Source organism: Mycobacterium sp. 20KCMC460, from assembly GCF_022179425.1.
GTDB classification, from domain to species: domain Bacteria; phylum Actinomycetota; class Actinomycetes; order Mycobacteriales; family Mycobacteriaceae; genus Mycobacterium; species Mycobacterium kiyosense.
This window is the reverse complement of the sequence record NZ_AP025524.1, coordinates 1,118,943-1,143,215: the sequence shown is the minus strand read 5'-3', so window position 1 is coordinate 1,143,215 and position 24,273 is coordinate 1,118,943. Positions and strand designations below refer to the sequence as shown.

23 protein-coding genes are annotated in these 24,273 nt (G+C 65.6%); 10 read left to right on the top strand and 13 right to left on the bottom strand.

Translation table 11 applies throughout. From position 1 onward, the window contains the following. Window positions 1–142 precede the first annotated feature (142 nt). On the bottom strand, window positions 143–937 hold the full coding sequence (locus MKCMC460_RS05245; RefSeq protein WP_236980751.1) for an acyl-[acyl-carrier-protein] thioesterase: 795 nt from the start codon (window positions 935–937) through the stop codon (window positions 143–145). A 153-nt stretch (window positions 938–1,090) separates the two neighbouring features. Between MKCMC460_RS05245 and ramB the strand changes: the two genes are divergently transcribed. Together ramB and MKCMC460_RS05235 are read left to right on the top strand one after the other, a co-directional pair. Next, a complete protein-coding gene (ramB, locus tag MKCMC460_RS05240; protein WP_236980749.1) occupies window positions 1,091–2,509 on the top strand; it encodes an acetate metabolism transcriptional regulator RamB in 1,419 nt (472 codons plus the stop codon). Next, complete coding sequence (locus tag MKCMC460_RS05235) at window positions 2,506–3,081, top strand: carboxymuconolactone decarboxylase family protein (RefSeq protein ID WP_236980741.1); 576 nt, start codon at window positions 2,506–2,508, stop codon at window positions 3,079–3,081. Before ramB ends, MKCMC460_RS05235 begins: the two co-directional genes overlap by 4 nt. On the opposite strand, the gene MKCMC460_RS05230 is transcribed toward MKCMC460_RS05235, so the two are convergent. From MKCMC460_RS05230 to MKCMC460_RS05200, 7 genes are all read right to left on the bottom strand, one after another. After that, on the bottom strand, window positions 3,072–3,365 hold the full coding sequence (locus tag MKCMC460_RS05230; RefSeq protein WP_236983765.1) for a hypothetical protein: 294 nt from the start codon (window positions 3,363–3,365) through the stop codon (window positions 3,072–3,074). The two genes, MKCMC460_RS05235 and MKCMC460_RS05230, sit on opposite strands and share 10 nt — an antisense overlap. A gap of 65 nt (window positions 3,366–3,430) precedes the next feature. Continuing rightward, window positions 3,431–3,874: a hypothetical protein gene (locus MKCMC460_RS05225; protein WP_236980739.1), complete on the bottom strand. Its 444-nt coding sequence runs from the start codon at window positions 3,872–3,874 to the stop codon at window positions 3,431–3,433. 168 nt (window positions 3,875–4,042) lie between these two features. Continuing rightward, window positions 4,043–5,440 carry a dihydrolipoyl dehydrogenase gene (lpdA, locus tag MKCMC460_RS05220; RefSeq protein ID WP_236980737.1) on the bottom strand — a complete coding sequence of 466 codons (1,398 nt, stop codon included), beginning with the start codon at window positions 5,438–5,440 and terminating at the stop codon, window positions 4,043–4,045. A 56-nt stretch (window positions 5,441–5,496) separates the two neighbouring features. Continuing rightward, a complete protein-coding gene (locus MKCMC460_RS05215; RefSeq protein ID WP_236980729.1) occupies window positions 5,497–6,135 on the bottom strand; it encodes a hypothetical protein in 639 nt (212 codons plus the stop codon). Further along, complete coding sequence (locus MKCMC460_RS05210) at window positions 6,128–6,406, bottom strand: putative holin (RefSeq protein ID WP_238305374.1); 279 nt, start codon at window positions 6,404–6,406, stop codon at window positions 6,128–6,130. Before MKCMC460_RS05210 ends, MKCMC460_RS05215 begins: the two co-directional genes overlap by 8 nt. 11 nt (window positions 6,407–6,417) lie before the next feature. After that, entirely contained in the window at window positions 6,418–6,918 is a 501-nt protein-coding gene (locus MKCMC460_RS05205) for a DUF779 domain-containing protein (RefSeq protein WP_236980726.1), read from the bottom strand. Further along, complete coding sequence (locus MKCMC460_RS05200) at window positions 6,918–8,441, bottom strand: aldehyde dehydrogenase family protein (protein ID WP_238305373.1); 1,524 nt, start codon at window positions 8,439–8,441, stop codon at window positions 6,918–6,920. Before MKCMC460_RS05200 ends, MKCMC460_RS05205 begins: the two co-directional genes overlap by 1 nt. A gap of 50 nt (window positions 8,442–8,491) precedes the next feature. Between MKCMC460_RS05200 and MKCMC460_RS05195 the strand changes: the two genes are divergently transcribed. The 6 genes from MKCMC460_RS05195 to MKCMC460_RS05170 all read left to right on the top strand — a co-directional run bounded on the left by MKCMC460_RS05195 (window position 8,492) and on the right by MKCMC460_RS05170 (window position 13,587). Continuing rightward, window positions 8,492–10,528: a prolyl oligopeptidase family protein gene (locus MKCMC460_RS05195; RefSeq protein ID WP_236980722.1), complete on the top strand. Its 2,037-nt coding sequence runs from the start codon at window positions 8,492–8,494 to the stop codon at window positions 10,526–10,528. Between the two features lie 76 nt (window positions 10,529–10,604). Then, window positions 10,605–11,228, top strand: coding sequence for a DedA family protein (locus tag MKCMC460_RS05190; RefSeq protein WP_236980720.1), 624 nt, complete (start codon window positions 10,605–10,607; stop codon window positions 11,226–11,228). 32 nt (window positions 11,229–11,260) lie between these two features. Next, window positions 11,261–12,184, top strand: a complete 924-nt coding sequence (locus tag MKCMC460_RS05185; protein ID WP_236980718.1) for a crotonase/enoyl-CoA hydratase family protein — start codon at window positions 11,261–11,263, stop codon at window positions 12,182–12,184. Between the two features lie 65 nt (window positions 12,185–12,249). After that, entirely contained in the window at window positions 12,250–12,699 is a 450-nt protein-coding gene (locus MKCMC460_RS05180; protein ID WP_236980716.1) for a DUF5078 domain-containing protein, read from the top strand. A gap of 2 nt (window positions 12,700–12,701) precedes the next feature. After that, entirely contained in the window at window positions 12,702–12,950 is a 249-nt protein-coding gene (locus MKCMC460_RS05175; protein WP_236980714.1) for a hypothetical protein, read from the top strand. A 313-nt stretch (window positions 12,951–13,263) separates the two neighbouring features. Then, window positions 13,264–13,587 carry a hypothetical protein gene (locus MKCMC460_RS05170; protein WP_236980712.1) on the top strand — a complete coding sequence of 108 codons (324 nt, stop codon included), beginning with the start codon at window positions 13,264–13,266 and terminating at the stop codon, window positions 13,585–13,587. A gap of 13 nt (window positions 13,588–13,600) precedes the next feature. Here the strand turns inward: MKCMC460_RS05170 and MKCMC460_RS05165 are convergent, their stop codons facing one another. The 5 genes from MKCMC460_RS05165 to MKCMC460_RS05145 all read right to left on the bottom strand — a co-directional run bounded on the left by MKCMC460_RS05165 (window position 13,601) and on the right by MKCMC460_RS05145 (window position 20,550). Next, entirely contained in the window at window positions 13,601–14,515 is a 915-nt protein-coding gene (locus MKCMC460_RS05165; RefSeq protein WP_236980710.1) for an HAD family phosphatase, read from the bottom strand. Window positions 14,516–14,518: 3 nt separating this feature from the next. Then, window positions 14,519–16,072, bottom strand: a complete 1,554-nt coding sequence (locus MKCMC460_RS05160) for an arylsulfatase (RefSeq protein ID WP_238305372.1) — start codon at window positions 16,070–16,072, stop codon at window positions 14,519–14,521. Between the two features lie 104 nt (window positions 16,073–16,176). Next, entirely contained in the window at window positions 16,177–19,041 is a 2,865-nt protein-coding gene (locus MKCMC460_RS05155) for an RND family transporter (protein WP_238305956.1), read from the bottom strand. A 68-nt stretch (window positions 19,042–19,109) separates the two neighbouring features. After that, window positions 19,110–19,670: an MmpS family transport accessory protein gene (locus tag MKCMC460_RS05150; protein WP_236980708.1), complete on the bottom strand. Its 561-nt coding sequence runs from the start codon at window positions 19,668–19,670 to the stop codon at window positions 19,110–19,112. A gap of 193 nt (window positions 19,671–19,863) precedes the next feature. Beyond that, window positions 19,864–20,550, bottom strand: a complete 687-nt coding sequence (locus MKCMC460_RS05145; protein WP_236980706.1) for a TetR family transcriptional regulator — start codon at window positions 20,548–20,550, stop codon at window positions 19,864–19,866. Window positions 20,551–20,901: 351 nt separating this feature from the next. Here MKCMC460_RS05145 and MKCMC460_RS05140 point away from each other — a divergent pair, with 351 nt between their 5' ends. Together MKCMC460_RS05140 and MKCMC460_RS05135 are read left to right on the top strand one after the other, a co-directional pair. Then, a complete protein-coding gene (locus tag MKCMC460_RS05140; protein ID WP_236983761.1) occupies window positions 20,902–21,291 on the top strand; it encodes an MmpS family protein in 390 nt (129 codons plus the stop codon). A 71-nt stretch (window positions 21,292–21,362) separates the two neighbouring features. Continuing rightward, the gene (locus tag MKCMC460_RS05135; protein WP_236983759.1) at window positions 21,363–24,191 is read left to right on the top strand and encodes an RND family transporter; all 2,829 of its coding nucleotides are present in this window, start codon (window positions 21,363–21,365) and stop codon (window positions 24,189–24,191) included. Window positions 24,192–24,273 lie beyond the last annotated feature (82 nt).

The following is a 24,273-nucleotide window of genomic DNA, read 5'->3' as shown; positions in this document are numbered from 1 at the left end:
TTTCACTTGCGAATTTCGGCTATGACTTGTGGTCATTTTGCGAATATTGCGAAGGCGGCAACGAACTGAACCGGTTCAGAAGCTACCGGTCAGTAACCCCAAATCCGCAGGTCACGGACGCTTTAACGGGACGCTCGTACTGTTAGAGAGCGAACAGCGCGGCGACCGCTTTCGTCTCGTCGCCAACCGCATATGTGAGCGTTGTAACAGTCCGGTCGGCCAGCCCGGGACCGAACTTGTCGGTGGAACCGGCCGGGTGGACGTGGGAGATGATCTCCAGCTTGTCGCCCAGCGCGACGGGCGCCTCGTGCTCGATGGTCACCCGCAGTGGGCCGTTCATCAGCTCGGTGTGGGAAGCCAGGTAGTCCTCGACCACACTCCAGTAGACCGAGTTGTTCATGTGGTCGAACAGGTCGATGTCGGTGACCCGGACCGGAAACTCGTGGATCTCGGCCGCGTCGTCCCGGCTGCCCGGTTTCAGGTAACCCTTCCAGCGCAGCCGCTCCACCGACGTGGTCTTGTGCAAACCGGCCAGGAAGTCGTCGGCGATGCGCGCCGGCATCTCGGTCTCCTTGTTGACATGGATCCAGAACGCCTCGGACTCGATCAAGCCGCCCTTGCGGCCGTCGATCCGCACCCGCATCTCGCACCACCGGTTCGAGGTACCCGAACACCAGCGCCGACACCGCAGCATGTCCTGAAACTCGATGGGCCGGATCAGGTCGACCATGGTGCGCCGGACGATCCACAGCGGGTGGGTCTCCTCGAAACCCAGCTCCCGCAACTGGTCCTGGCCGATGTCCTGGATGTGCCGGCACGCGGCGTCCAGCCGCAGCCGCCCGGTCCGGTCGATGTCGCCTACGCGCAGCGGCCATTCGCGGTCGAACACATCGGGGTGACCGTCGGGCACCGGCATCAACTCTTTGTCCAGGCTCATGGCGGTGGTCCCTGTCCCCTCCTCGTAGTGCTCCTCGGGTTTACCCAGGAAAGCCGATGCGAATCATGCCAAACGGCGGGGCGCAAACACCAACTGCAAACTCTGCGAAGACGGCCTTCGCAAACCGGTTCGGGTTCCTTTAGGCTCCGATGGGTGTCCAAGACATACGTCGGCTCGCGGATCCGCCAGCTGCGCGGCGAGCGCGGATTCAGCCAGGCCGCACTGGCCCAGATGCTGGGCATCTCACCGAGTTACCTCAACCAGATCGAGCACGACGTCCGGCCGCTGACGGTGGCCGTGCTGCTGCGGATCACCGAGGTGTTCGGGGTCGACGCCACCTTCTTCGCCTCCCAGGACGACACCCGCCTGGTCGCCGAGCTGCGCGAAGTGACGATGGACCGCGACCTGGACATCGACGTCGACCCCACCGAGATCGCCGAGCTGGTCAACTCCCACCCGAGCCTGGCCCGCGCCATGGTGAACCTGCACCGGCGCTACCGGATCACCGCCGCCCAGCTGGCCGCCGCCACCGAGGAGCGCTATTTCGACGGCAGCAGCGGCAGCGGATCGATCACCATGCCGCACGAAGAGGTGCGCGACTACTTCTACCAGCGCCAGAACTATCTGCACGAACTCGACACCGCCGCCGAAGAGCTGACCGTCAAGATGCGGATGCACCACGGCGACCTGGCCCGCGAGCTCACCCGCCGGCTCACCGAGGTGCACGGGGTGCACGTCACCCGGCGCATCGATTTGGGCGAGAACGTGCTGCATCGTTACGACCCTGCTACCAAGACGCTGGAGATGAGCAACCACCTGGCGTCCGGGCAGCAGGTGTTCAAGATGGCCGCCGAACTGGCCTACCTGGAGTTCGGCGAGCTCATCGACAGCCTGGTCGAGCAGGGCAAGTTCACCAGCGACGAGTCGCGCACCCTGGCCCGGCTAGGGCTAGCCAACTACTTCGCCGCCGCCACCGTGCTGCCCTACCGCCAGTTCCACGACGTGGCGGAGAACTTCCGCTACGACGTCGAGCGACTGTCCGCCTTCTACTCGGTCAGCTACGAGACCATCGCGCACCGGCTCTCCACCCTGCAGCGGCCCTCGATGCGCGGCGTGCCGCTGTCGTTCGTGCGGGTGGACCGGGCCGGCAACATGTCAAAACGCCAGTCGGCCACCGGATTTCACTTCTCCTCCACCGGCGGCACCTGCCCGCTGTGGAACGTCTACGAGACCTTCGCCAACCCGGGCAAGATCCTGGTGCAGATCGCGCAAATGCCCGACGGCCGCAACTACATGTGGGTGGCCCGCACCGTCGAGCGGCGGGCGGCCCGGTATGGTCAGCCCGGGAAAACCTTCGCGATCGGGCTCGGCTGCGAACTTCGCCACGCCAACCGGCTCGTCTACTCGGAAGGACTCGACTTGTCGGGCAATGTCAGCACACCGATCGGCACGGGTTGCCGGGTCTGCGAACGCGACAACTGCCCGCAGCGCGCCTTCCCGGCCCTCGGGCGCGCACTGGACCTAGACGAGCACCGCAGCACGGTGTCGCCCTACCTGGTGCAGCAGGCATGACCGGCAACGAGGTCGCGCGCATCCCACCGGGCCGGCTGCGTGAGCTGGGACCGCTCAACTGGGTCGTCGCGAAGTTGGCCGCGCGCAAGGTGCGGGCGCCGGAGATGCACCTGTTCACCACCCTGGGTTCGCGCCAGGCGCTGTTCTGGACCTGGGCGGTGTACTCCGGTCGGTTGATGCGTGGCCGGCTGCCCACCATCGACACCGAGTTGGTGATCCTGCGGGTCGGGCATCTGCGCTCCTGCGAGTACGAACTGCAGCACCATCGCGGGATGGCCCGCAAGGCCGGTCTGGACGCTCAGGCCCAAGCCGCGATCTTCGCCTGGCCCGACGCGCCGGACGGCGAAGGACCCCGCAAGGTGCTCAGCGCCCGCCAGCAGGCGCTGCTGAACGCGACCGACGAGCTGATCAAGGACCGCACCATCAGCGCCGGGACCTGGCAGCAGCTGGCCGCGCATCTCAACCGGCCCCGGCTCATCGAATTCTGCTTGCTAGCAACGCAATACGACGGGCTGGCCGCGACCATCTCGGCGCTGGGAATCCCGCTGGACAACCCGGCCGATCACAAATAGACGTTGGCCAGCAGCGCCAGCGTCAACAACACCGGAAGCACGGGCACCGCGAACGCGAACGCCGCCCAGCCGTGCTTGCGGCGCAGGCGCATCACCAGGCCCCCGATAACCGCCCCGACGGCCAGCGCGGCCGACCCGATCAGCACCGCCAGGCTCCATTTGGCGACTGTGGTGACGTCGTCGCCGACGGTGATGGCGATCAGCCACAGCACGTAGCCGACGATCAACCCGCCGATCACGCCTACCGCCACGGCGGGGTACCGCGGCTCGTCGTTGCGGGACATGAACACCTGGCGATGGTATCTCGCGCGGCCGCCTGCGCCACCCGCGGAACGGCTTGGGTCCCCGATCAGCCGATCCGGGTCAGGGTGAATCGGTCGTGTTGATCGTCGAGGGCGCACGGCGGGGCGCTGTGCGAGAACTCGACTTCCCCGCTGAGCGTGATGGGATCCCACCATTGCGTGACGAGCACCGGATGCGTTCCGCCGCCGAGCACGACTTCCGAGGCCAGGTACGTCGGGCATTCCAGACCGTCCGGGATCAACCGGAAACTGACGAAACGGCCGTTCTCCAATCGGGCATCGAAACTTCGTCCCGATGCGGTCGTCACGTGGGCGACGCAGTGCGGGGCGCAGGTGGTCCGGATGGTCCAGGTCCCGGTGTCACCGTCGTCGTCGGCGTAGTGGTATGTGCCGTCCGCCATCAGGGCTTCGGCCTGCGCCGGGGCAGGGGCCGCAATCAGGCCCAGTCCGGCCATTAGCGCGATCACCGCGGGAAAAGCCTTGATTGTCATGGGGTTCCGTCCTCCGGGTTGTGTCCCCACCTGATGCGGACATTAGTTTCCGGAGACTCGTTGTTCTACAAAGCTGCGCGCACGACAGCGCAATTCATAGCAACCGCTTGCAATCAATGAGTTTCGCGTGCGGCGCCGACCCGGTGGGGCACCCGGGAGTCGGGACTCTTAGAAGTTGATCATGTGGCCGATCAGCCCGTGGAAGCACTCCTGCAGCGCCTCGGACATGGTCGGGTGGGTGTGCACGTTGCGGGCCAACTCGGTGGCGGTGAGGTCCCATTTCTGCGCCAGGGTGAGCTCGGGCAGCAGCTCGGACACATCGTGGCCGACCAGGTGCCCGCCGATCAGTTCGCCGTACTTACCGTCGGCGATCAGCTTCACGAACCCGCTCGGGTCCCCGACGCCGTGCGCCTTGGCGTTTGCGGTGAACGGGAACTTGGCCACCACCACGTCGTAACCCTCGTCGCGGGCCTGCTCCTCGGTGAGCCCGAAACTGGCCACGTTGGGTTGACAGAATGTAGCCCGCGGCATCATGCGGTAGTCGCCCAGCGCCAAAGTCTCTGCTCCGCCGATGGTTTCGGCAGCGACCACGCCTTGGGCCTCGGCCACATGGGCCAGCTGCAACTTACCGGTGACGTCGCCGATCGCGTAGATGTGCGGCACCGAGGTCTGCATGTAGTCGGTGATGCCGATCGCTTTGCGGTCGGTCAGCTCCACGCCGGCCGCGTCCAGTCCGTAGCCCTCGACGTTCGGCGCAAAACCGATGGCCTGCAACACTTTTTCGGCTTTGAGTTCCTCGGACTTGCCGTCCTTGCTGACCGTCACCGTCACTTGGGACCCGTCGTCGCTGATGGACTCGACTTTGGTGCCGGTGAGGATCTTGACGCCCAGTTTCTTGAATTGCTTCTCGACCTCTTTGGACGCGTCGGCGTCCTCGTTGGGCAGTGCGCGCGGCAGGAATTCCACGATGGTCACGTCGACGCCGTAGTTTTTCAGCATGTAGCCGAACTCCATGCCGATGGCGCCGGCGCCGGCGATGATGATCGACTTGGGCAGCTCCCGGGTCAGGATCAGCTTCTCGTAGGTCACCACGTTCTCCGACAACGACGTGCCGGGAACCAGCCGGGTGCTGGCGCCGGTGGCGATGATGGCGTTGTCGAACGTGACTTCCTGTGTCCCGCCATCGTCGTTGAGTTCCACCGAGATCGAGTTGGAGTCGGTGAACTTGCCGTATCCGTGGATCTCGGTGATCTTGTTCTTCTTCATCAGGTAGTGCACGCCCGCCACCCGGCCCTCGGCCACTTTGCGGCTGCGGTCGAAGGCGGCACCGTAGTCGAAGGTGACCTCGCCGCTGATGCCGAAAACCTTGGCTTCCCTGGTGAAGATGTGTGCGAGCTCGGCATTGCGCAACAACGCCTTTGACGGGATGCAGCCGACGTTGAGGCAGACGCCGCCCCAGTATTTCGGTTCGATGATGGCGGTGTTCAACCCGAGCTGCGCGGCACGAATGGCTGCGACATATCCGCCGGGACCTGCTCCGAGAACGACGACGTCATAGTGGGTCACGGACCCTACCCTAACGGCCGGTGGCGCGGTCGCCACCGGCAGCCAATCTCAAGCGGCTAATACGGAAGTACGCCGAACAGGCACGGTGTCGTCACCCGGTCGCAGTAGTACGAACCGTACAGCGGGGCCGCGGCCCACACCGAGGCGAACGGCGCCGACATCACCGCGATCGCCAGCGCCGCGATCAGCGGCTTGGACTCCACCATCGCCAGGATCAGCCCGGCCACGGTGCAGGCGACGACGTAGCCGAACACCGCGAACACCGACGGGGTCTTGTCCAGGTCGTGATACCACCAGTAGAACAGGCTGAGCCCGAACACCGCGGCGAACGCCCACACGCCCAGCAGCACCAGCAGGAACTTCCACCACTTCAGGTAGACGTAGCGCCCCGGCACGGTGACCGGCCCGGGCGGCTCCGCCGGTTCCGCCGGTTCCGCCGGCCCGTCCTGCGGTGTGATCGTGGCCGCTGCGGACTCCGGCTGCTCGGGTTGCTGCGGCGCATCCGGCTTCATCTGCTCGGCCGTCAGGCCGGCCAACGGCAGAAACGGCTGCGAGTCGGTGTCGTCGAAGTTCGGCACGAACGCCACCGACGGTTCGCCCGCGTCGTACTTCGGTGACACCGGGACGTCGCCGGTGTCGAAATCCGGGACGAACGGTTCGGTACCCGGGTTGGATTCGCTTTCCTGCTCAGCCACGCGAGACCACCTGTAGGGCGGCGAGCATGCCGAACCAGCCGGGTCCCAGCGCCAGGATGGCGGCGCCGAGCAGGGTGACCCAGCGGCGTCCGGAGAACAGGATCACCGCCAGACCGATCACGCTGGGCACGCTGACCACCAGTGCGATCGCCACGTCCGGGCGTATCCGGGCCGGACTCAGCACGCTGCACGCCACCGCGAGGATCTGACCGACCGCGCTGCCGATCAGCATGCCGCCGGCAAGCAGCCAGGCGCGCGGAAGGGGAATCACGGTGTACGACCTTAGCGAGTCGCCTTGCCGGGTTCGGGCACGTTTGCGGCGCGCCCTTCGGGTTTCCAGGTCACAACATGACCACGAGTCGGCGGCCGCTCGCCACGCTCATAGGCCGCACCCGTGATCACCGGCTCGCCTTGCCGCAGTGCGCTTTCCGTGTCCGAATACACCCGGCCGCGGCTGAGGAACCGGATGCCTTCCGGCGCTTCCAGGCTGAACCCGCTGCCCCGGCCTGCCACCACGTCGATGACCAGCTGGGTGTGTTTCCAGACTTCGTACTGCGGACCGGAGATCCACACCGGCACCCCGTCGGCACCGACGTCGAGCACACTGAGCAACACGTCGCGATCGCCGACCAAGAAGTCACCGAGCGGGTAACACATCGGCGAGGAGCCGTCGCAGCAACCGCCGGACTGGTGGAACATCACCGGACCGTGCCGGTCCTGCAACCGCGCCAGCAATTCGGCGGCGGGGGTGGTGATCACCGCCCCCGGCGGGGCGGCGTCCATCAGAAGAACCCGAGCGCCTTGTCGGAGTAGGACACCAGCAGATTCTTGGTCTGCTGGTAGTGCTCGAGCGCCATCTTGTGGCCCTCGCGGCCGAAGCCGGACTGCTTGTAGCCACCGAACGCCGAGTGCGGCGGATACACGTGGTAGCAGTTCACCCAGACCCGGCCGGCCTTGATCTCCCGGCCGGCCCGGTAGGCGGTGTTGCCGTCGCGGCTCCACACTCCGGCGCCCAGGCCGTACAGCGTGTCGTTGGCGATGTCCATCGCCTCGGCGTAGCTGTCGAACGGGGTGACCGCGACGACGGGGCCGAAGATCTCCTCCTGGAAGATCCGCATCTTGTTGTTGCCGGAGAAGATCGTGGGCTGCACGTAGAAGCCGCCGGACAGGTCCCCGCCCAGCTCGGCGCGCTCCCCGCCGGTGATCAGCTTGGCACCCTCAGCCTTGCCGATCTCGATGTAGGACAGGATCTTTTCCAGCTGGTCGTTGGAGGCCTGCGAACCCAGCATGGTCTCCGAGTCCAGCGGGTCTCCTTGCCGCACGGCCTTGGTGCGGATGGCGGCCAGTTCCAGGAACTCGTCGTGGATGTCGGACTGGATCAGGCTGCGCGACGGGCAGGTGCACACCTCGCCCTGGTTGAGGGCGAACATGGTGAAGCCTTCCAGGGCCTTGTCCTGGAAGTCGTCGTTGGCCGCCATCACGTCGGAAAAGAAGATGTTGGGGCTCTTGCCGCCCAGCTCCAGCGTGACCGGGATCAGGTTCTGCGACGCGTACTGCATGATCAGCCGGCCGGTGGTGGTCTCGCCGGTGAACGCGACCTTGGCGATCCGGTTGCTGGAAGCCAGCGGCTTGCCGGCCTCGGCGCCGAAGCCGTTGACGACGTTGAGCACCCCCGGCGGCAGCAGGTCACCGATCAGCGACATCAGGTACAGGATCGAGGCCGGGGTCTGCTCGGCCGGCTTGAGCACCACCGCGTTGCCGGCCGCCAGCGCCGGCGCCAGCTTCCAGGCGCCCATCAGGATCGGGAAGTTCCACGGGATAATCTGCCCCACCACGCCGAGCGGCTCGTGGAAGTGGTAGGCCACGGTGTCCTCGTCGATCTGGGACAGCGCACCCTCCTGGGCGCGGATCGCGGCGGCGAAGTAGCGGAAGTGATCGGCGGCCAACGGGATATCGGCACCGAGGGCCTCCCGGATCGGTTTGCCGTTGTCCCACACCTCGGCGACCGCCAGCGCCGGCGTGTGCTCGTCGATGCGGTCGGCGATCTTGTTCAGAATCGCCGCACGCTCGGCCGGCGAAGTCTTGCCCCAGGCCGGCGCGGCACCGTGGGCGGCGTCAAGCGCCTTCTCGATGTCGGTTTCGTCCGAACGCGGGATTTCGCAGAACGATTCACCGGTCACCGGCGTCGGGTTTTCGAAGTACCGGCCGGCTGCGGGCGCCACCCATTCGCCGCCGATGAAGTTTCCGTACCGGGATTCGTAGGACATCAACGCTCCGGACGAACCCGGGCGGGCAAAGACAGGCATTCGCTTCTCCTCGTTCATGTAATACAGCTCACACTACCGCTGGGGCCACAATGACTTTCATGGCATCTGCTGCTCACGACCCGTACCTCTGGCTCGAAGACGTCACCGGCGACGAGGCACTGGATTGGGTGCGGGCACGCAACGAACCCACCAAGGCCGAGTTCTGCGGGAGCGACTTCGAGCGGATGCGCACCGAGGCGCTCGAGGTGCTCGACACCGACGCCCGTATTCCCTACGTCCGCCGGCGCGGGGAGCACCTGTACGACTTCTGGCGCGACGCGGACAATCCGCGCGGGCTGTGGCGGCGCACCACGCTGGAGAGCTACCGCACCGACACACCGCACTGGGATGTGCTCATCGACGTCGACGCATTGGGTCGCGCCGACGACAAGAACTGGGTGTGGGCCGGCGCCGAGGTGATCGAGCCCGAGTTCACCCGCGCCCTGATCAGCCTCTCCCCCGGCGGGTCCGATGCCGTGGTGGTCCGCGAATTCGACATGGTGACAAGAGAGTTCGTCGCCGACGGCTTCGCGTTGCCGGAGGCCAAGTCGCAGATCGGCTGGGACGACCCGGACACCGTTCTGGTAGGCACCGACTTCGGGCCCGGCTCGATGACCGAATCGGGGTACCCGCGCATCGTCAAGCGCTGGCGTCGGGGCACCCCATTGTCCGAGGCCGACACGGTTTTCGAAGGCGAGCCCACCGATGTCAGCGTCGGCGGTTCCACCGATCGCACCCCGGGTTTCGAGCGCACCTTCGTTGCCCGTTCCCTGGACTTCTGGAACCGGCAGCGCTACGAGCTGCGCGGCGCGGACCTGATTCCGATCGAGGTGCCCTCCGACGTGAGCAGCATGTCGGTGCACCGCGAGTGGCTGCTGATCGAGCTGCGCACCGACTGGACCGTCGGGGACAAGACCTACCGGGCCGGATCGCTGCTCGCCACCGATTACGACCAATTCCTCGATGGCGCAAGAGATTTCGCGGTAATTTTCGAACCCGACGAACACACCTGCCTGTACCAGTACGCCTGGACGCGCGATCGGCTGCTGATCGTCTCGCTGGCCGATGTGGCCAGCCGGGTGGAGATCGTCACGCCGCCCTCGGGACGGGGCAGTTGGGTCCGCGAACCCGTCGCCGGGCTGCCGCCGTCGACCAACACGGTGATCGTCACCGCCGACGAGAGCGGCGACGAGTTCTTCCTGGACTCCAGCGGATTCACCGCGCCGTCGCGGCTGCTGCGCGGTACTGCGGCCGCGGAGCTCGAGCCGATCAAGTCCGCGCCGGCCTTCTTCGACGCCGAAAACATCTCCGTCTCACAGCATTTCGCGAACTCGGCGGACGGGACGCCGATACCGTACTTCCTGGTGCGGCCCGCCGACCGCGACACCCCGGGTCCCACGCTGCTGTACGGCTACGGCGGGTTCGAGACGGCCAACACCCCGGGCTACAGCGGTGTGCTGGGCCGGTTGTGGCTGGCCCGCGGCGGCACCTACGTGCTGGCCAACATCCGGGGCGGCGGCGAGTACGGACCGGGCTGGCACACCCAGGCGATGCGCGAGGGACGGCACAAGGTGGCCGAAGACTTCGTGGCCGTAGCCGACGATCTGGTGGACCGCGGCATCACCACCGTCGCACAACTCGGCGCCCAGGGCGGCAGCAACGGCGGCCTGCTGATGGGGATCATGCTGACCAAGTACCCGCAGAAGTTCGGCGCCCTGGTGTGCAGCGTGCCACTGCTGGACATGAAGCGCTATCACCTGTTGCTGGCCGGAGCCTCGTGGGTGGCCGAATACGGTGACCCCGACAACCCCGACGATTGGGCGTTCATCTCCGAGTACTCGCCGTACCAGAACATCTCGGCCGACCGCCGGTACCCGCCGATCCTGCTGACCACCTCCACCCGCGACGACCGGGTACATCCCGGCCACGCCCGCAAGATGGCCGCCGCGCTCGAGGCCGCCGGCCACCGGGTCTGGTACTACGAGAACATCGAGGGCGGCCACGGCGGCGCGGCCGACAACGAGCAGCTCGCGTTCAAGTCGGCGCTGACGTACTCGTTCTTGTGGCGGATGCTGGGTCCGGCTTGACCTGCCCGGACGACTCCGGTGGGCCTGTGACGCCCGATACGTCTATTGCGTGGCGACTTTGGGCACCCAGTAGCCAATGTCCTCCCAGCTGCCCGCAGCCCTGCAGTCGCTTGCACCCACCCTCGACAAGTACGGCTATGCGGCGGTGCTGGTGCTGGTCGGACTGGAGGGCGTGGGCATTCCACTGCCCGGCCAGATCGTGCTGATCACCGCGGGAATGTATGCGGGTACCGGCAATCTGAATCTGATCCTGGTGCTGCTGGTCGGGCTGTTGGCGGCGGTCGGCGGCGACAACGCCGGTTACGCGATCGGCCGGTACGGCGGGCGGGAGCTGGTGCTGCGGTTCGGGCGCTATGTGTTTCTCACCGAGGATCGGCTGGCCAAGACCGAACGCTTCTTCGAGCGGCGCGGCGGCCTCGTGGTGCCGCTGGGGCGGTTCGTCGACGGCCTGCGACAGGCCAGCGGCATCGCGGCCGGGCTGGCGCGGATGCGGTGGCGCCGCTATCTGCTCTACAACGCATTGGGCTCGGCGGTGTGGGTCCTCGTCTGGGTGTTCGCCGGGTACCTGGCCGGCGACCACATCGGAGCGCTCTACCGCGGATTCCAGCAATACCAGCCCTACCTGCTGGCCGCTGCCGTGGTGATCGTGGCCGCGGGCCTGACCGGCTGGGCGCTCAAACGCCGCGCCGCCCACGCTTGACACCCGCGCCGTGCAGCGACTTCGCTTCGGCTATGCCTGCCGCTGCGACGCCCGACTTCCAGACTCTGCTGTACACGACCGCCGGCCCGGTAGCCACGATCACGCTGAACCGGCCCGAGCAGCTCAACACCATCGTTCCGCCCATGCCCGACGAGATCGAAGCCGCGATCGGCCTGGCCGAACGCGACCATGGCATCAAGGTGATCGTGCTGCGCGGCGCCGGGCGGGCCTTCTCCGGCGGCTACGACTTCGGCGGCGGATTCCAGCACTGGGGTGAGTCGATGACGACCGACGGCCAGTGGGATCCCGGCAAGGACTTCGCCATGGTCAGCGCCCGCGAGACCGGGCCGACGCAGAAGTTCATGGCCATCTGGCGTGCCTCCAAACCGGTGATCGCCCAGGTGCACGGCTGGTGCGTGGGCGGAGCCAGCGACTACGCGCTGTGCGCCGACCTCGTGATCGCCAGCGAAGACGCGGTGATCGGTACCCCCTACAGCCGGATGTGGGGCGCCTACCTGACCGGGATGTGGTTGTACCGGTTGAGCCTGGCGAAGGTGAAGTGGCACTCGCTGACCGGCCGGCCGCTGACCGGCGTGCAGGCCGCCGAGGTCGAACTGATCAACGAGGCGGTGCCGTTCGAGCGTCTGGAAGCCCGGGTCGCCGAGATCGCGGCCGAGCTGGCGCAGATCCCGCTGTCGCAGCTGCGGGCGCAGAAGCTGATCGTCAACCAGGCCTACGAGAACATGGGCTTGGCGTCCACCCAGCTGTTGGGCGGCATCCTGGACGGACTGATGCGCAACACCCCGGACGCGCTCGAGTTCATCCGCACCGCCCAGACGCAGGGCGTGCGCGCCGCGGTGCAGCACCGCGACGGCCCGTTCGGCGATTACAGCCAGGCCCCGCCGGGGCTACGGCCGGATCCGTCGCACGTGATAATTCCTGATCGCGATGGGTAGTGAGATCAGCTACAGATTTTTACCCGGCCGCCCGTCACGGCGCGGAAAGTGCTACGGTTATCGATATGTCTCGGCTAAATAACAGCCTGCGCACAGGCGCTTTCGCTATGCTCCTCGGTCTGGCCGCTGCCATGTTCCCCGCGACCGCCTCGGCGGACTCGACCGAAGACTTCCCGATCCCGCGGCGGCAGATCGCCACCACCTGCGACGCCGAGCAGTATCTTGCGGCGGTGCGCGACACCAGCCCGGTGTACTACCAGCGGTACATGATCGACTTCAACAACCACCCGAACCTGCAGGAAGCGACGATCAACAAGGCGCACTGGTTCTACTCGCTGACGCCGGCGGAGCGCAGGGACTACTCCGAGAACTTCTACAACGGCGACCCGCTGACTTTCGCGTGGGTCAACCACATGAAGATCTTCTTCAACAACAAGGGCGTCGTCGCCAAAGGCACCGACGTGTGCAACCAATACCCGCCCGGCGACATGTCGGTCTGGAACTGGGCGGGCTAGCCGTGCGCAAGTTCATCGGGTTGTCGTTAGCCGCGGCGATCGCCCCGATCGTGGTTGCCCTCGGCAGCGGTTCGGCGCACGCCGATACCGACCTCGGCAAGCAGTGTTCGCCTGAGGGGGCAAAGGTGTGGGGAAATCCCGGACCGATCTTCTGCGCCCGACAGCCGGACGGACAGCTGCAATGGGTGTCCATTCCCGCCAACGCAATGTGTGTGGCGTTCTGCGTGAACGACCCGTTCGGCGGTCCCTAGACCGCTCTCGGGGGACAGGTTCCGTCGGTCGGTTGCGGTGTCCGCGTTCCCCCGATCGGAGTAGCCGAAATTGATCCTCATGGTGACCGTTTAGGGGATGTTTCAAACCCCGCACCCAGGGGAATATGGGAAACGGAACACAAAAGTACGGTTTCCTCAGGGTGCCGTAACTACCGGACCGCAGCCAAATACATCCGCTCGACTCTTGCCGCGGCGGGCCTCAGGTATCCATAATGGGACTTCCGGCCAGCCGAACATCCGCAAGACCAGCAAGTACGGATGCGACTGCGTTCCGGAAGCTGGAAGGTCACGCATGAGCCAAACGACTGGCAACGAGATCCCTGGCACGATTGCGGCCCTCGACTGGCAAACGATCACCTGCCAGTCCGACGGCGGGTGTACCAACCGGGCCACCCACGTCGTCCATCGGCACGCAGTCGACGAATGCAACCACCCGCACCTGGATCCGTTCGGCAACACCGTCGAGATCCTCTGCATCGCCTGCCTGTGGCGCGTCGAGGCCGAAGTGCTGGTCCAGGTCGGTCAGCTCCGACGCACCTCCGGCACCTACTGCCTGACCTGCGGAGCGCCGGTGGCCGAACTGCGCGACATCATGCGCGACGTCGCCGTTCTATAGCTCAGATTCCAGCTCAGTCGCCGAAGACGGTGCGCCAGTCGCCGCGCATGCTGACCACGGTCCATCCCTTCTCCCTGGCCAGGTCCCCGGCACGCTCCGCACCCGCGGCGTAGGCGAATTCGCGGTCGGCGTCGTCGTGGCAGACCAGCATGCACAGAGCCGGCCTGCTCCCGTGCGCGTACTCGAGCATTTCGATGTCGCCGTTGGAGTTTCCCACCGCCAGGATCGGGCGCCGGCCGGTGCGTCCCCAGATCCGCACCGGCTTGACCGGGCCGTCATCTAAGAATTCCGGCCGCGACGTCGTCCGCAACTGACCGTCCCGGTAGTCCAGACCCACCGAACTGCCGATCACTCGCTCGGGCGCCAATCCGTACAGCTGCGGCGTCACCGGTCGCATGAAGTCGCGCCCGCCGCCCGAGACGATGTAGGTGGCGAACGCATTGGCCTCCAGGAAACGCAGCAACTCCACCATCGGCGCATATCCGCACGCGCGGTACGGGCGGTTCAGGCTGGGGTGCATGGCATCGGCGAAGAATCGCCGTACCCGTTCGGCGTGCTCTTCGACGGTGAATCCCTCAAAAGCCCTCAGGATGGTTTCGGCAAGCACCGATAGCGCCGAATCGTCGCCGCGGTAGTGCTTGGTGACGGCGTCGTCGAACCAGGCCAGGTCGCCGTCGACGGCGGCCCGGTAGGGCTGAGTGTCGCGCAGCGAGCGACCCTCGTCGGCTGACGCCTGCTCAGCCAGGCGGCGCACCAGGAAATCAAGCTGAATATAGGCCGGCTTCTCGCACCACAGCGTGCCGTCGTTGTCGAACACCGCCACCCGCCCCTCGGGTGCCACGAAGTCGGGCCCGTCCGGCGTGGCGACGCGCCGGACGAAGTCGGTGATCGCCTCCTTCGCAGGACCGTCGTTCCAGGAGTCCAGCATCAGCTAGTCGGCGGCCAGGTACTGATTGAGCTTTTCGACGGCCTGATCGATGGTGAAGCTGGCCGGCGGGTGCCGGGGCGGGAACTCTTTGAACGTTTCGAGGAACTTGGTGGCCATCGCGATCATGTAGAAGATGAAATACGCGTGGTGAATCAGCCAGTCGTAATACGTGTTCGACGTGATGTCGGCGTACTCGAAGGGATCGGTGCGCAGGTTGAACAGCTTCGGCATCCGCAGCGCGATGAACGGTTCGGCCCAGATCCCCATGGTGCCCGGCAGGCGCTGCTCCATGAACACCGCTTTCCAGCTCTCGAACCGCATCGCGATCAGGTCGCCGTCGTCGGAGAAGTAGAAGAACCCGCGCCGCGGGCTGGTCTCGACTTCGCCGGTGAGGTACGGCAGCAGGTTGAGACCGTCGATGTGGACGCGGAATTCCTTCTCCTCACCCTGCAGCGTCACCCGGTAGCCCGCTCTGAGCTTTTCGCTGATGTCGGGATCGCCGGCGGCGGCCAGCAGCGTCGGCAACCAGTCGTGGTGCTGGATGATCTCGTTCGATACCGATCCCGCCTTGATCTTGCCGGGCCAGCGGATCATCTCCGGCACCCGGAAGGCGCCCTCCCAGTTGGTGTTCTTCTCGCTGCGGAACGGCGTGGTCCCGCAGTCGGGCCAGCTGTTGCGGTGCGGCCCGTTGTCGGTGGAGTAGAGGACGATGGTGTCTTCGGCGATGCCGAGTTCGTCGAGACAGTCCAGCACCTGACCGATGTTGCGGTCATGGTCGATCATGGTGTCGTGGTAGGCCGACTGCCACAGTCCGGCCTGGCCTCGGCTCTCCGGTTTGGGGTGCGTGTACAGATGCATGTGGGTGGTGTTCATCCACACGAAAAACGGTGTGCCCGAATCATTTTGACGTTTGATGTAGTCGACGGTGCGGGCGGTGATCTCGTCGTCGACGGTTTCCATCCGCTTGGTGTTCAGCGGCCCGGTGTCCTCGATGGTCTGCTTGCCGACCGGCCCGAATTTCGGGTGGTCGGGCTCGGTGGACACCGTGTCGGTGGCCCGGCAATTCAGCACCCCGCGGGGCAGCGCCGCTTGGTAGAGACGAGGGAACTCGGCGGCGTGCGGGTAGTCGTACTGCTCGGGCTCCTCCTCTGCGTTGAGGTGGTACAGGTTGCCGAAGAACTCGTCGAACCCGTGCACCGTCGGCAGGTACTTGTTCAGGTCGCCGAAGTGGTTCTTGCCGAACTGGCCGGTGGCGTAGCCTAGCGGCTTGAGCAACTCTGCGATGGTGGGATCCTCTGCGGCCCAACCGATGTCGAACCCGGGCGCGCCGACCTTGCTCATCCCGGTGCGGTAGACGCTCTGCCCGCTGATGAACGCCGCCCGCCCCGCCGTGCAGCTCTGTTCACCGTAGGAGTCGGTGAAGCGCATGCCCTCGGTGGCGATGCGGTCGATGTTGGGCGTGCGATAGCCCATCAGGCCGTCGCTGTAGCAACTCAGGTTGGTGATCCCGATGTCGTCACCCCAGATCACCAGGATGTTGGGTTTACCGTGAGGCATAGGCCAACGGTAAACCCCCGCGGCCGCGAAGTCAGTAGCGCGGCCGGGAAGCGACCGGTGTTCGCCGGTGTTCGGACTCGCTAATGCGCTTGTCTACCAGCGTATTAGCGCTTTTGCACCAGCCCGCCCGGCGGATGCTCGTCGACGTCGTTGAGAATCAGCTCGCGCACCGCGCGACGCGGTCCGTACGGTCGCAGCATGGTGCTGGCCGGGCGCGGGCGCACGTGCTGCGGCCACCAGAACCACCGCCCGAGCAGGGTGGCCAGCGCCGGTGTCATGAACGACCGCACGATCAAGGTGTCGAACAACAGGCCCAGCGCGATCGTCGTACCCACCTGGGCCATCACCCGCAGCGGACTGAACATGAAGGTGGCCATGGTGGCGGCGAACACCAGACCTGCCGAGGTCACCACCGAGCCCGAGCCGGCCATCGCGCGGATCGTCCCCGTTTTCAGCCCGGCGCGGATTTCCTCCTTGAACCGCGATATCAGCAACAGGTTGTAGTCCGAGCCGACCGCGAGCAGCAGGATGATCGCCATCGCCAGCACCATCCAGTGCAGCTTGAAGCCGAGGATGTACTGCCACAGCAGCACCGAGAGACCGAACGAGGCGCCCAGCGACAGCAACACGGTGCCGACGATCACGAACGCCGCCACCACGCTGCGGGTGATGATCAGCATGATAATGAAAATCAGTGTGGCCGCGGATATTCCGGCGATCATCAGGTCGATGTTGGACCCGTCGTGCATGTCCTTGTACGTGGCGGCGGTACCGCCGAGGTAGACCTTGGCGCCCTCCCACGGCGTGCCTTTGATCGCCTCGTGGACAGCCCGCTGGATCGGCTGGATGAGGTTGATGCCTTCGGGCGTCGCCGGGTCGCCCTCATGGGAGATGATCAACCGGACAGCGTGCCCGTCCGGCGAGATGAACTGTTTGAGACCCCGCGCGAAGTCTGGGCTCTGGAACGCTTCCGGCGGAAGGTAGAACGTGTCGTCGTTGCGCGCCCTGTCGAAGGCGTCCCCCTGGGCGGTGGCGTTGTCGGACTGCGCTCTCGCCTGGTCGTTGAGACCCGCAGTGGTCGCATAGTTCGACATGATGGTGTCGAGATTGCGCTGCTGGCTCTCGATCTGCGGGGGTATCAACGCGACGAGCTGGGGCTGAATCTGGTCCAGCTTGTCCAGGTTCGCGCTGAGGGCAACGATGTTCTGCGCCACCTGGTCGATCCCGTCCAGCGCATTGAAGATGGACCGCAGCGCCCAGCAGATCGGAATGTCGTAGCAGTGTTTCTCCCAGTAGAAGTAGCTACGAATCGGCCGGAAGAAGTCGTCGAAAGTGGCGATGTCGTCGCGCAATTTCTCGGTGATCTGCACCGTTTCCTTGGTCAGCCGGGTGGTTTCGTGCGTCGTATTGCTCAGGTCCTGGGTGACCTGCATCTGCTGATGCAGGGTTGCCATCGTCTTGCGCAGCTCGTCGGCCTGGCTGAGCAGATTGTTCGCCTGTTGCTCCTGATAGTGCTGGGTCTGGATGCGTCCGGCGGCTTGAGCGCTCATCTGAAAACCGAGGGTGCTGTGGTCCAGTGGGGTGCCCAGCGGCCGGGTGATGGTCTGCACGCGGCCGATGCCCGGGACGTGGAAAACCGCCTTGGCGACCTTGTCCAGGACCAGGAAGTCGGCCGAGTTGCGCAGGTCGTGATCGGTTTCGATCATCAGTAGCTCAGGATTGAGCCGAGCCTGGTCGAAGTGCCGGTCGGCGGCCGCATAGCCGATCTGGGCCGGGGTGTCCGACGGCAGATAGTGCCGGTTGTCGTAGTCCGTCTTGTACCCGGGCAGGGCGAGCAGACCTACCAGCGCAACCGCGATCGTCACCGCGAGAACCGGTGCGGGCCAGCGGACTACTGCGGTGCCGATGCGGCGCCAGCCCCGGGTCTGCAGCTTGCGTTTGGGATCCATCAGCTTGAAGAACGACGCCACCGTCAGCATCGCGGGACCCAGGGTCAGCGCCGCGAGAACGGCCACCAGAATGCCGACGGCACACGGCACCCCCAGCGACTCGAAGTACGGCAGCCGGCAGAAGCTCAGACAGTACATCGCGCCGGCGATCGTCAGGCCGGATCCCAGCACCACATGCGCCGTGCTGTGGAACATGGTGTAGAACGCTTCTTCGCGGGATTCGCCCAGACCACGGGCCTCGTGGTAGCGGCCGACGACGAAGATCGCGTAGTCCGTTCCCGCGGCGATCGCCACCAGCACCAGCATGTTGTTGGCGAAGGTCGACAGCCCCATGATCCCGTAGTTGCCCAGCGTCGCGACGACGCCGCGGGCCGCGGCGAGCTCGATGAACACGATGGCCAGCATGATCGCAACCGTGCTCACCGACCGGTAAACGAACAGCAGCATCACCACGATCACCACCAGGGTGATGAGGGTGACCACGGCGACGCCCTTCTCACCCGCGTGGGATTGATCGGCGAACAGCGGACCCGCGCCGGTGACGTAGGCCTTGATTCCCGGGGGCGCGGGCACCGAGTCCACGATCTTGCGGACGGCCTCGGAAGACTCGCTCGCCTGGCCGCTGCCCATGTTGCCGGCGAGGTAGACCTGAACGTATGCGGCCTTCTGGTCGTGGCTCTGGGAGCCCGCGGCGGTCAGCGGATCGCTCCAGAAATCCTGGACGTGCTGAACGTGTTTCTTGTCTTGCTCGATGCGCCGGACGATCTCGTCGTAGTACTTGTGCGCCTCGGCGCCGAGCGGCTTGTCGCCCTCCAGCAGGATCATGGCCGAGTTGTCGGAATCGAACTCTTTGAACGTCGACCCGACGCGCATCATCGACTGGAAGGACGCTGCGTCGGTCGGACTCATCGACACCGAGTGCGTCTTGGCGACGACTTCCAGCTGCGGGGCCACGGTGTTGGTGATGAAGACGATGCCCAGCCAGACGAGCACGATCGGCAGCGCCAGCCGGTGGATCATTCGCGGCAGGAACGGCGGGATCAGCGGTTGCTCGACGCGCGGCGGAGGCGGAGCCTCGGTGGTCTCGCTCACGCCGACTTGTCCAAGCAGTAGACGAAGGCATTCACCGTTTGGTCGGGCGGCGAATGATTCGGCGCCTTGACGACGTCACCGCGCCCGTCGTTGTTGTTGACCAGGAACCGGCAGGCGATCCAGCTGCCGGTTCCCTGCGCCATCAGGTTGGCCGGGATTCCGGGCTTGGTTGACTTCAATTCTGTCCTCCACGGAAGGGGCACGTTAAGAGCCTGCTGGGGATGGGAGTTTTCGTCGAGGTAGTTGATGGTGGCGGTGCTGCCCGGTGCACCCCAGACCTCGAGCGTGATTGTCTTGGGGTTGAACTGGTCGATGACGTCTCCGGATGAGCCGCCACCGAACGAACCGCTGCGAACGCCGAAGACGCCGTGCAGGCGGTGGACGACGAATCCCGACAGCGCGACGACGGCCAGCACGGTGAGGATGAGCCAGAACCGGGTGACGAGGCTCCACAGACCTCCGCGCCGCTCGGCCCCCTGGCGAGTCGCGGTGGCGTTCCTGCCGTCAGCCGACTCCGGAGCCGCCGCCGGGTCGGTCCTTGGCTCGGTCGTCGTCATGGGCGCGTTCCTAACCTGTGACCTGAGCCGCCAATTACTTAGCCTATTTGTCAACTTAGGTCCTCTAACCTAATGCACGATCGGCGAAAAATCTCGGCGTAGTGCACAAAAACCTTGTGCCTCAAGGCCTTCGCCACCGCCCGAGACGTCGCCGTCGGCCTGCCGGGTTCGGACCGCCGCGTCCATGCGCTTGTCATCGGGACCCCGCGAGCGAACCGATGCAAGTCGCGGTGAGGACCCGGGTGAGCGCGGAATCGAAGTCGATGTTCCATTCCGGCGGAAGCGCCCCGGGCTCTTCGGCGTAGACGTCGGAGAGCCGCTCGGGCGGATTGGCGATCTGCCAGAACGCCGCGGCCAGCGAGTAGGCGGCGATCAGCATGTCGAAGGCCCCGGAGCGCCCGAGGTCGGGCAGGGCCTGCTCGACGGCGCCGGCCAGCGCGATCGCCGCGGCCGAGATGGCCCGCCTGTTCTCCACGACCCGCTCGATCTGGACTTCGTGCTCGAGGTGCAGGTGCAGGTTGGCCAGCAGGTCGCAGAACAGCGGGTCGCTGGCCAATCCGTTGGCCAGCGTCTCGGCGACCCGCGCGGGCGTCATCTCGCCGGGCTCGGCCAATTTCTCGCACACCGTTGTGGACCACCGCGCCCAGCCTTCGACGGCCAGCTGCAGCAACACCTCTTTATGCGAGGTGAAGTATCGGCGCACCGCGGAGTAGTGGATGCCGGCCCGACTGGCCACGGCCGTCAGCGTGACGGAGGCGACTCCTGTCTCGAGGGCCAGCGAGCGCGCGGCTTCGACGAGTGCCGCCGCACGTTGGCGCTTGTTCTCCGCGGTGCGGGCGCGTCGGAAAGCGAGTTGCGCCACCGGCTGAGGATAACGCACACGATGTGATTTGCATAACGCACAGAGCGTGATTTGTGCAGGTAGCGGCCGTCCGACAGCCCCCGTTACGCACGTGATATGCGTTACAATCTGGCGCGAGGAGAAGGAGTAGCGACCGGGCCCCGACATCCGACCGATCGGCCGGCGAGCAACGGCTGTTCGACCCTCGACGGCGACATGTTTTACTTAGGTAATCCTTGGTTGCCGGACGGCCGTCCCCGGCGACGCACCACGGCATCGGGGCGGTCGAGCACGTCGGGTCACAGACCACCCACGACATGAAAATGACGACCGAGAAAGGGATTTGCGATTTTCAAGCTGCTGTCGCGCGTGTGGATCCCGTTGGTCGTCATGGTGGTGGTGGCCGTCGGCGCCTTCATCGTGTACCGCGTGCACGGTTACTTCGGCTCGGAAAAGCGGCCGTCCTACGCGGACAGCAACCTGCAGAATCCCGAGCCGTTCAACCCCAAACGCATCACCTACGAGGTGTTCGGACCGCCGGGTACCGTCGCGGACATCAGTTATTTCGACGTCAACTCCGACCCACAACGCGTCGACGGGGCGCGGCTGCCGTGGTCGCTACACATCAGCACCACCAAGGCGGCGATGGTGAGTAACCTTGTGGCACAAGGCGATAGCGACAGCATCGGCTGCCGGATCCTGGTCGACGACGTGGTCAAGGCCGAGCGGATATCCAACTCGGTCAACGCCTTCACCTTCTGCCTGGTGAAGTCCGCGTGAGTACCACCTACTCCCGCGGCTTCGACGGCCCGGCCGCCGCCGAAAACGGCCACCGGCCGTTCATCCCGCGCATGCTGCACGCCCTGGCCGTGCCGGTCATCCTGTTCTGGGTCGGGGTGGTGATCCTGCTTAGCCTGTTCGTACCCTCACTGGAAGTCGTCGGGCAAGAGCGATCGGTCTCTTTGAGCCCCAAAGACGCGCCGTCGTTCGTCGCGATGCGCCACATCGGCAAGGCGTTCAACGAGGGTGAGACCGACAGCTACGCGATGATCGTGCTGGAAAGCGACAAACCGCTCGGCGACGAGGCGCACCGCTATTACGACGAGATGGTCCGCAAGCTGCGAGACGACAAGAAACACGTCCTGAGCATCCAGGATTTCTGGGGTGATCCGCTGACCGCCGCGGGCGCCCAGAGCAACGACGCCAAGGCGGTGACGGTCCAGGTCATCCTCACCGGCAACCAGGGCGAACCGCTGGCCAACGAATCCGTACTGGCCGTCCGCAAGATCGTCGACGGCATCAAGGCGCCGCCCGGGGTCAAGGCCTACGTCACCGGAGCGTCGGCGCTGGCCGCCGACCTGCACGACAGCGGCGACAAATCCATGGCGAAGATCACCATCACCACCGTGGTGGTGATCTTCACGATGCTGATCTTCATCTACCGGTCCTTCCTCACCGTGCTCCTGCTGCTCATCACGGTCGGCGTCGAGTTGAGCATCGCGCGGGGAACCGTGGCCATCCTCGGTCACAGCGGGCTCATCGGCCTGTCCACGTTCGCCGTCAGCCTGCTCACTTCGCTGGCGATCGCGGCCGGCACCGACTACGGCATCTTCATCATCGGCCGATATCAGGAGGCCCGCCAAGCGGGCGAGGACCGCGAAACAGCGTTCTACACCATGTGGCACGGCACCGCGCACGTGATCCTGGGCTCCGGGCTGACCATCGCCGGCGCCACCCTCTGCCTGCACTTCGCCCGGATGCCCTACTTCCAGACACTGGGCATCCCCTGCGCGGTGGGCATGCTGGTCGCGGTCCTCGTCGCACTCACGCTGGGTCCGGCGGTGCTGGTGGTCGCCGGCAAGTTCGGGGTGTTCGACCCTAAACGGGTGTTGTCAGTGCGCGGCTGGCGCCAGGTGGGAACGGCCGTGGTGCGCTGGCCGCTGCCGATCCTGGCCGTCACCATGGCGATCGCCATCGTCGGCCTGATCACCCTGCCCGGCTACAAACCCAGCTACGACGACCGCGCCTATCTGCCCGCGTTCATCCCGGCCAACACCGGCTTCGCCGTCGCCGATCGCCACTTCTCCCAGGCCCGCATGAAGCCGGAGATCCTGATGATCGAGTCCGATCACGACATGCGCAACCCGGCGGACTTCCTGGTGCTGGACAAGCTGGCCAAGGGCATCTTCCGGGTGCCGGGAATCTCCCGGGTGCAGGCGATCACCCGGCCCGACGGCACGCCGATGGACCACACCTCGATTCCGTTCCAGATGAGCATGCAGAACGCCGGCCAGGTACAGACCATGAAGTACCAGCGCGACCGGATGAACGACATGCTCAAACAGGCCGACGAGATGACCAAGACGATCGGCCTGATGCAGCAGATGTACGCGCTGATGACCAAGCTCGTCGGTGTCACCCACAAGATGGTGGGCGACACCGAGGAGATGCAGCAGATCACCAACGACCTGCGCGACAAGATCGCCAACTTCGACGACTTCTTCCGGCCGATCCGTTCCTACTTCTATTGGGAGAAGCACTGTTTCGACATCCCGGTGTGCTTCACGATGCGCTCGATCTTCGACGCGCTGGACGGCATCGACCAGCTGACCGAGAAACTGGACGTGCTGGTCGGCGACATCAAGCAACTGGACACGCTGATGCCCCAGATGATCGCCACCTTCCCGCCGATGATCGAAACCATGGTCAGCATGCGCACGATGATGCTGACGATGCACAGCACCATGTCGGGGATCTTCGACCAGATGGACGAGATGAGCGAGAACGCGACGGCGATGGGCCATGCGTTCGATGCCGCCAAGAACGACGACTCGTTCTACCTGCCGCCCGAGGTGTTCAAGAACGCCGACTTCAAGCGCGCCATGAAGAACTTCCTGTCCGCCGACGGGCGCGCGGCGCGGTTCATCATCCTGCACCGCGGTGACCCCGCCTCCGACGAGGGCATCGCCAGCATCGACAAGATCCACACCGCGGCCGAGGAGGCACTCAAAGGCACCCCGCTGGAGGACGCCAAGATCTACCTGGCCGGCACCGGGGCGGTGTTCAAGGACATTTCCGACGGCGCCAAATGGGACCTGGTGATCGCCGGCGTCTCCTCGCTGTGCCTGATCTTCATCATCATGCTGATCATCACCCGGGCCTTCGTCGCGGCCGCCGTGATCGTCGGCACGGTCGCGCTGTCGCTGGGCGCCTCCTTCGGACTGTCGGTGCTGGTCTGGCAGCACATCCTCGGCATTCCCCTGCACTGGCTGGTGATCGCGATGTCGGTCATCGTGCTGCTGGCGGTCGGATCGGACTACAACCTGCTGCTGGTGTCCCGCTTCAAACAGGAGATACACGCCGGCCTGAACACCGGCATCATCCGGTCGATGGGCGGCACCGGGAAGGTCGTGACCAACGCGGGCCTGGTGTTCGCGTTCACCATGGCCTCGATGATCATCGGCGACGCACGGATGATCGGCCAGGTCGGCACCACCATCGGTTTGGGTCTGCTGTTCGACACGCTGATCGTGCGAGCGTTCATGACGCCGTCGATCGCCGCACTGCTGGGCCGTTGGTTCTGGTGGCCGCTGCGGGTGCGGACACGTCCGGCGCGCAGTCCCGCGCTGCTGCGCGCCGACGAGCAGACCCGGCCGATGGCGCTCAGCAGCGAACGCTGAGACAGGTACCCGTCCGGCCGACCTGGGACTCCGAATACCCAAGGTGCACTGCTTGATTCGTACCCGGGCGCCCGGGTGATGG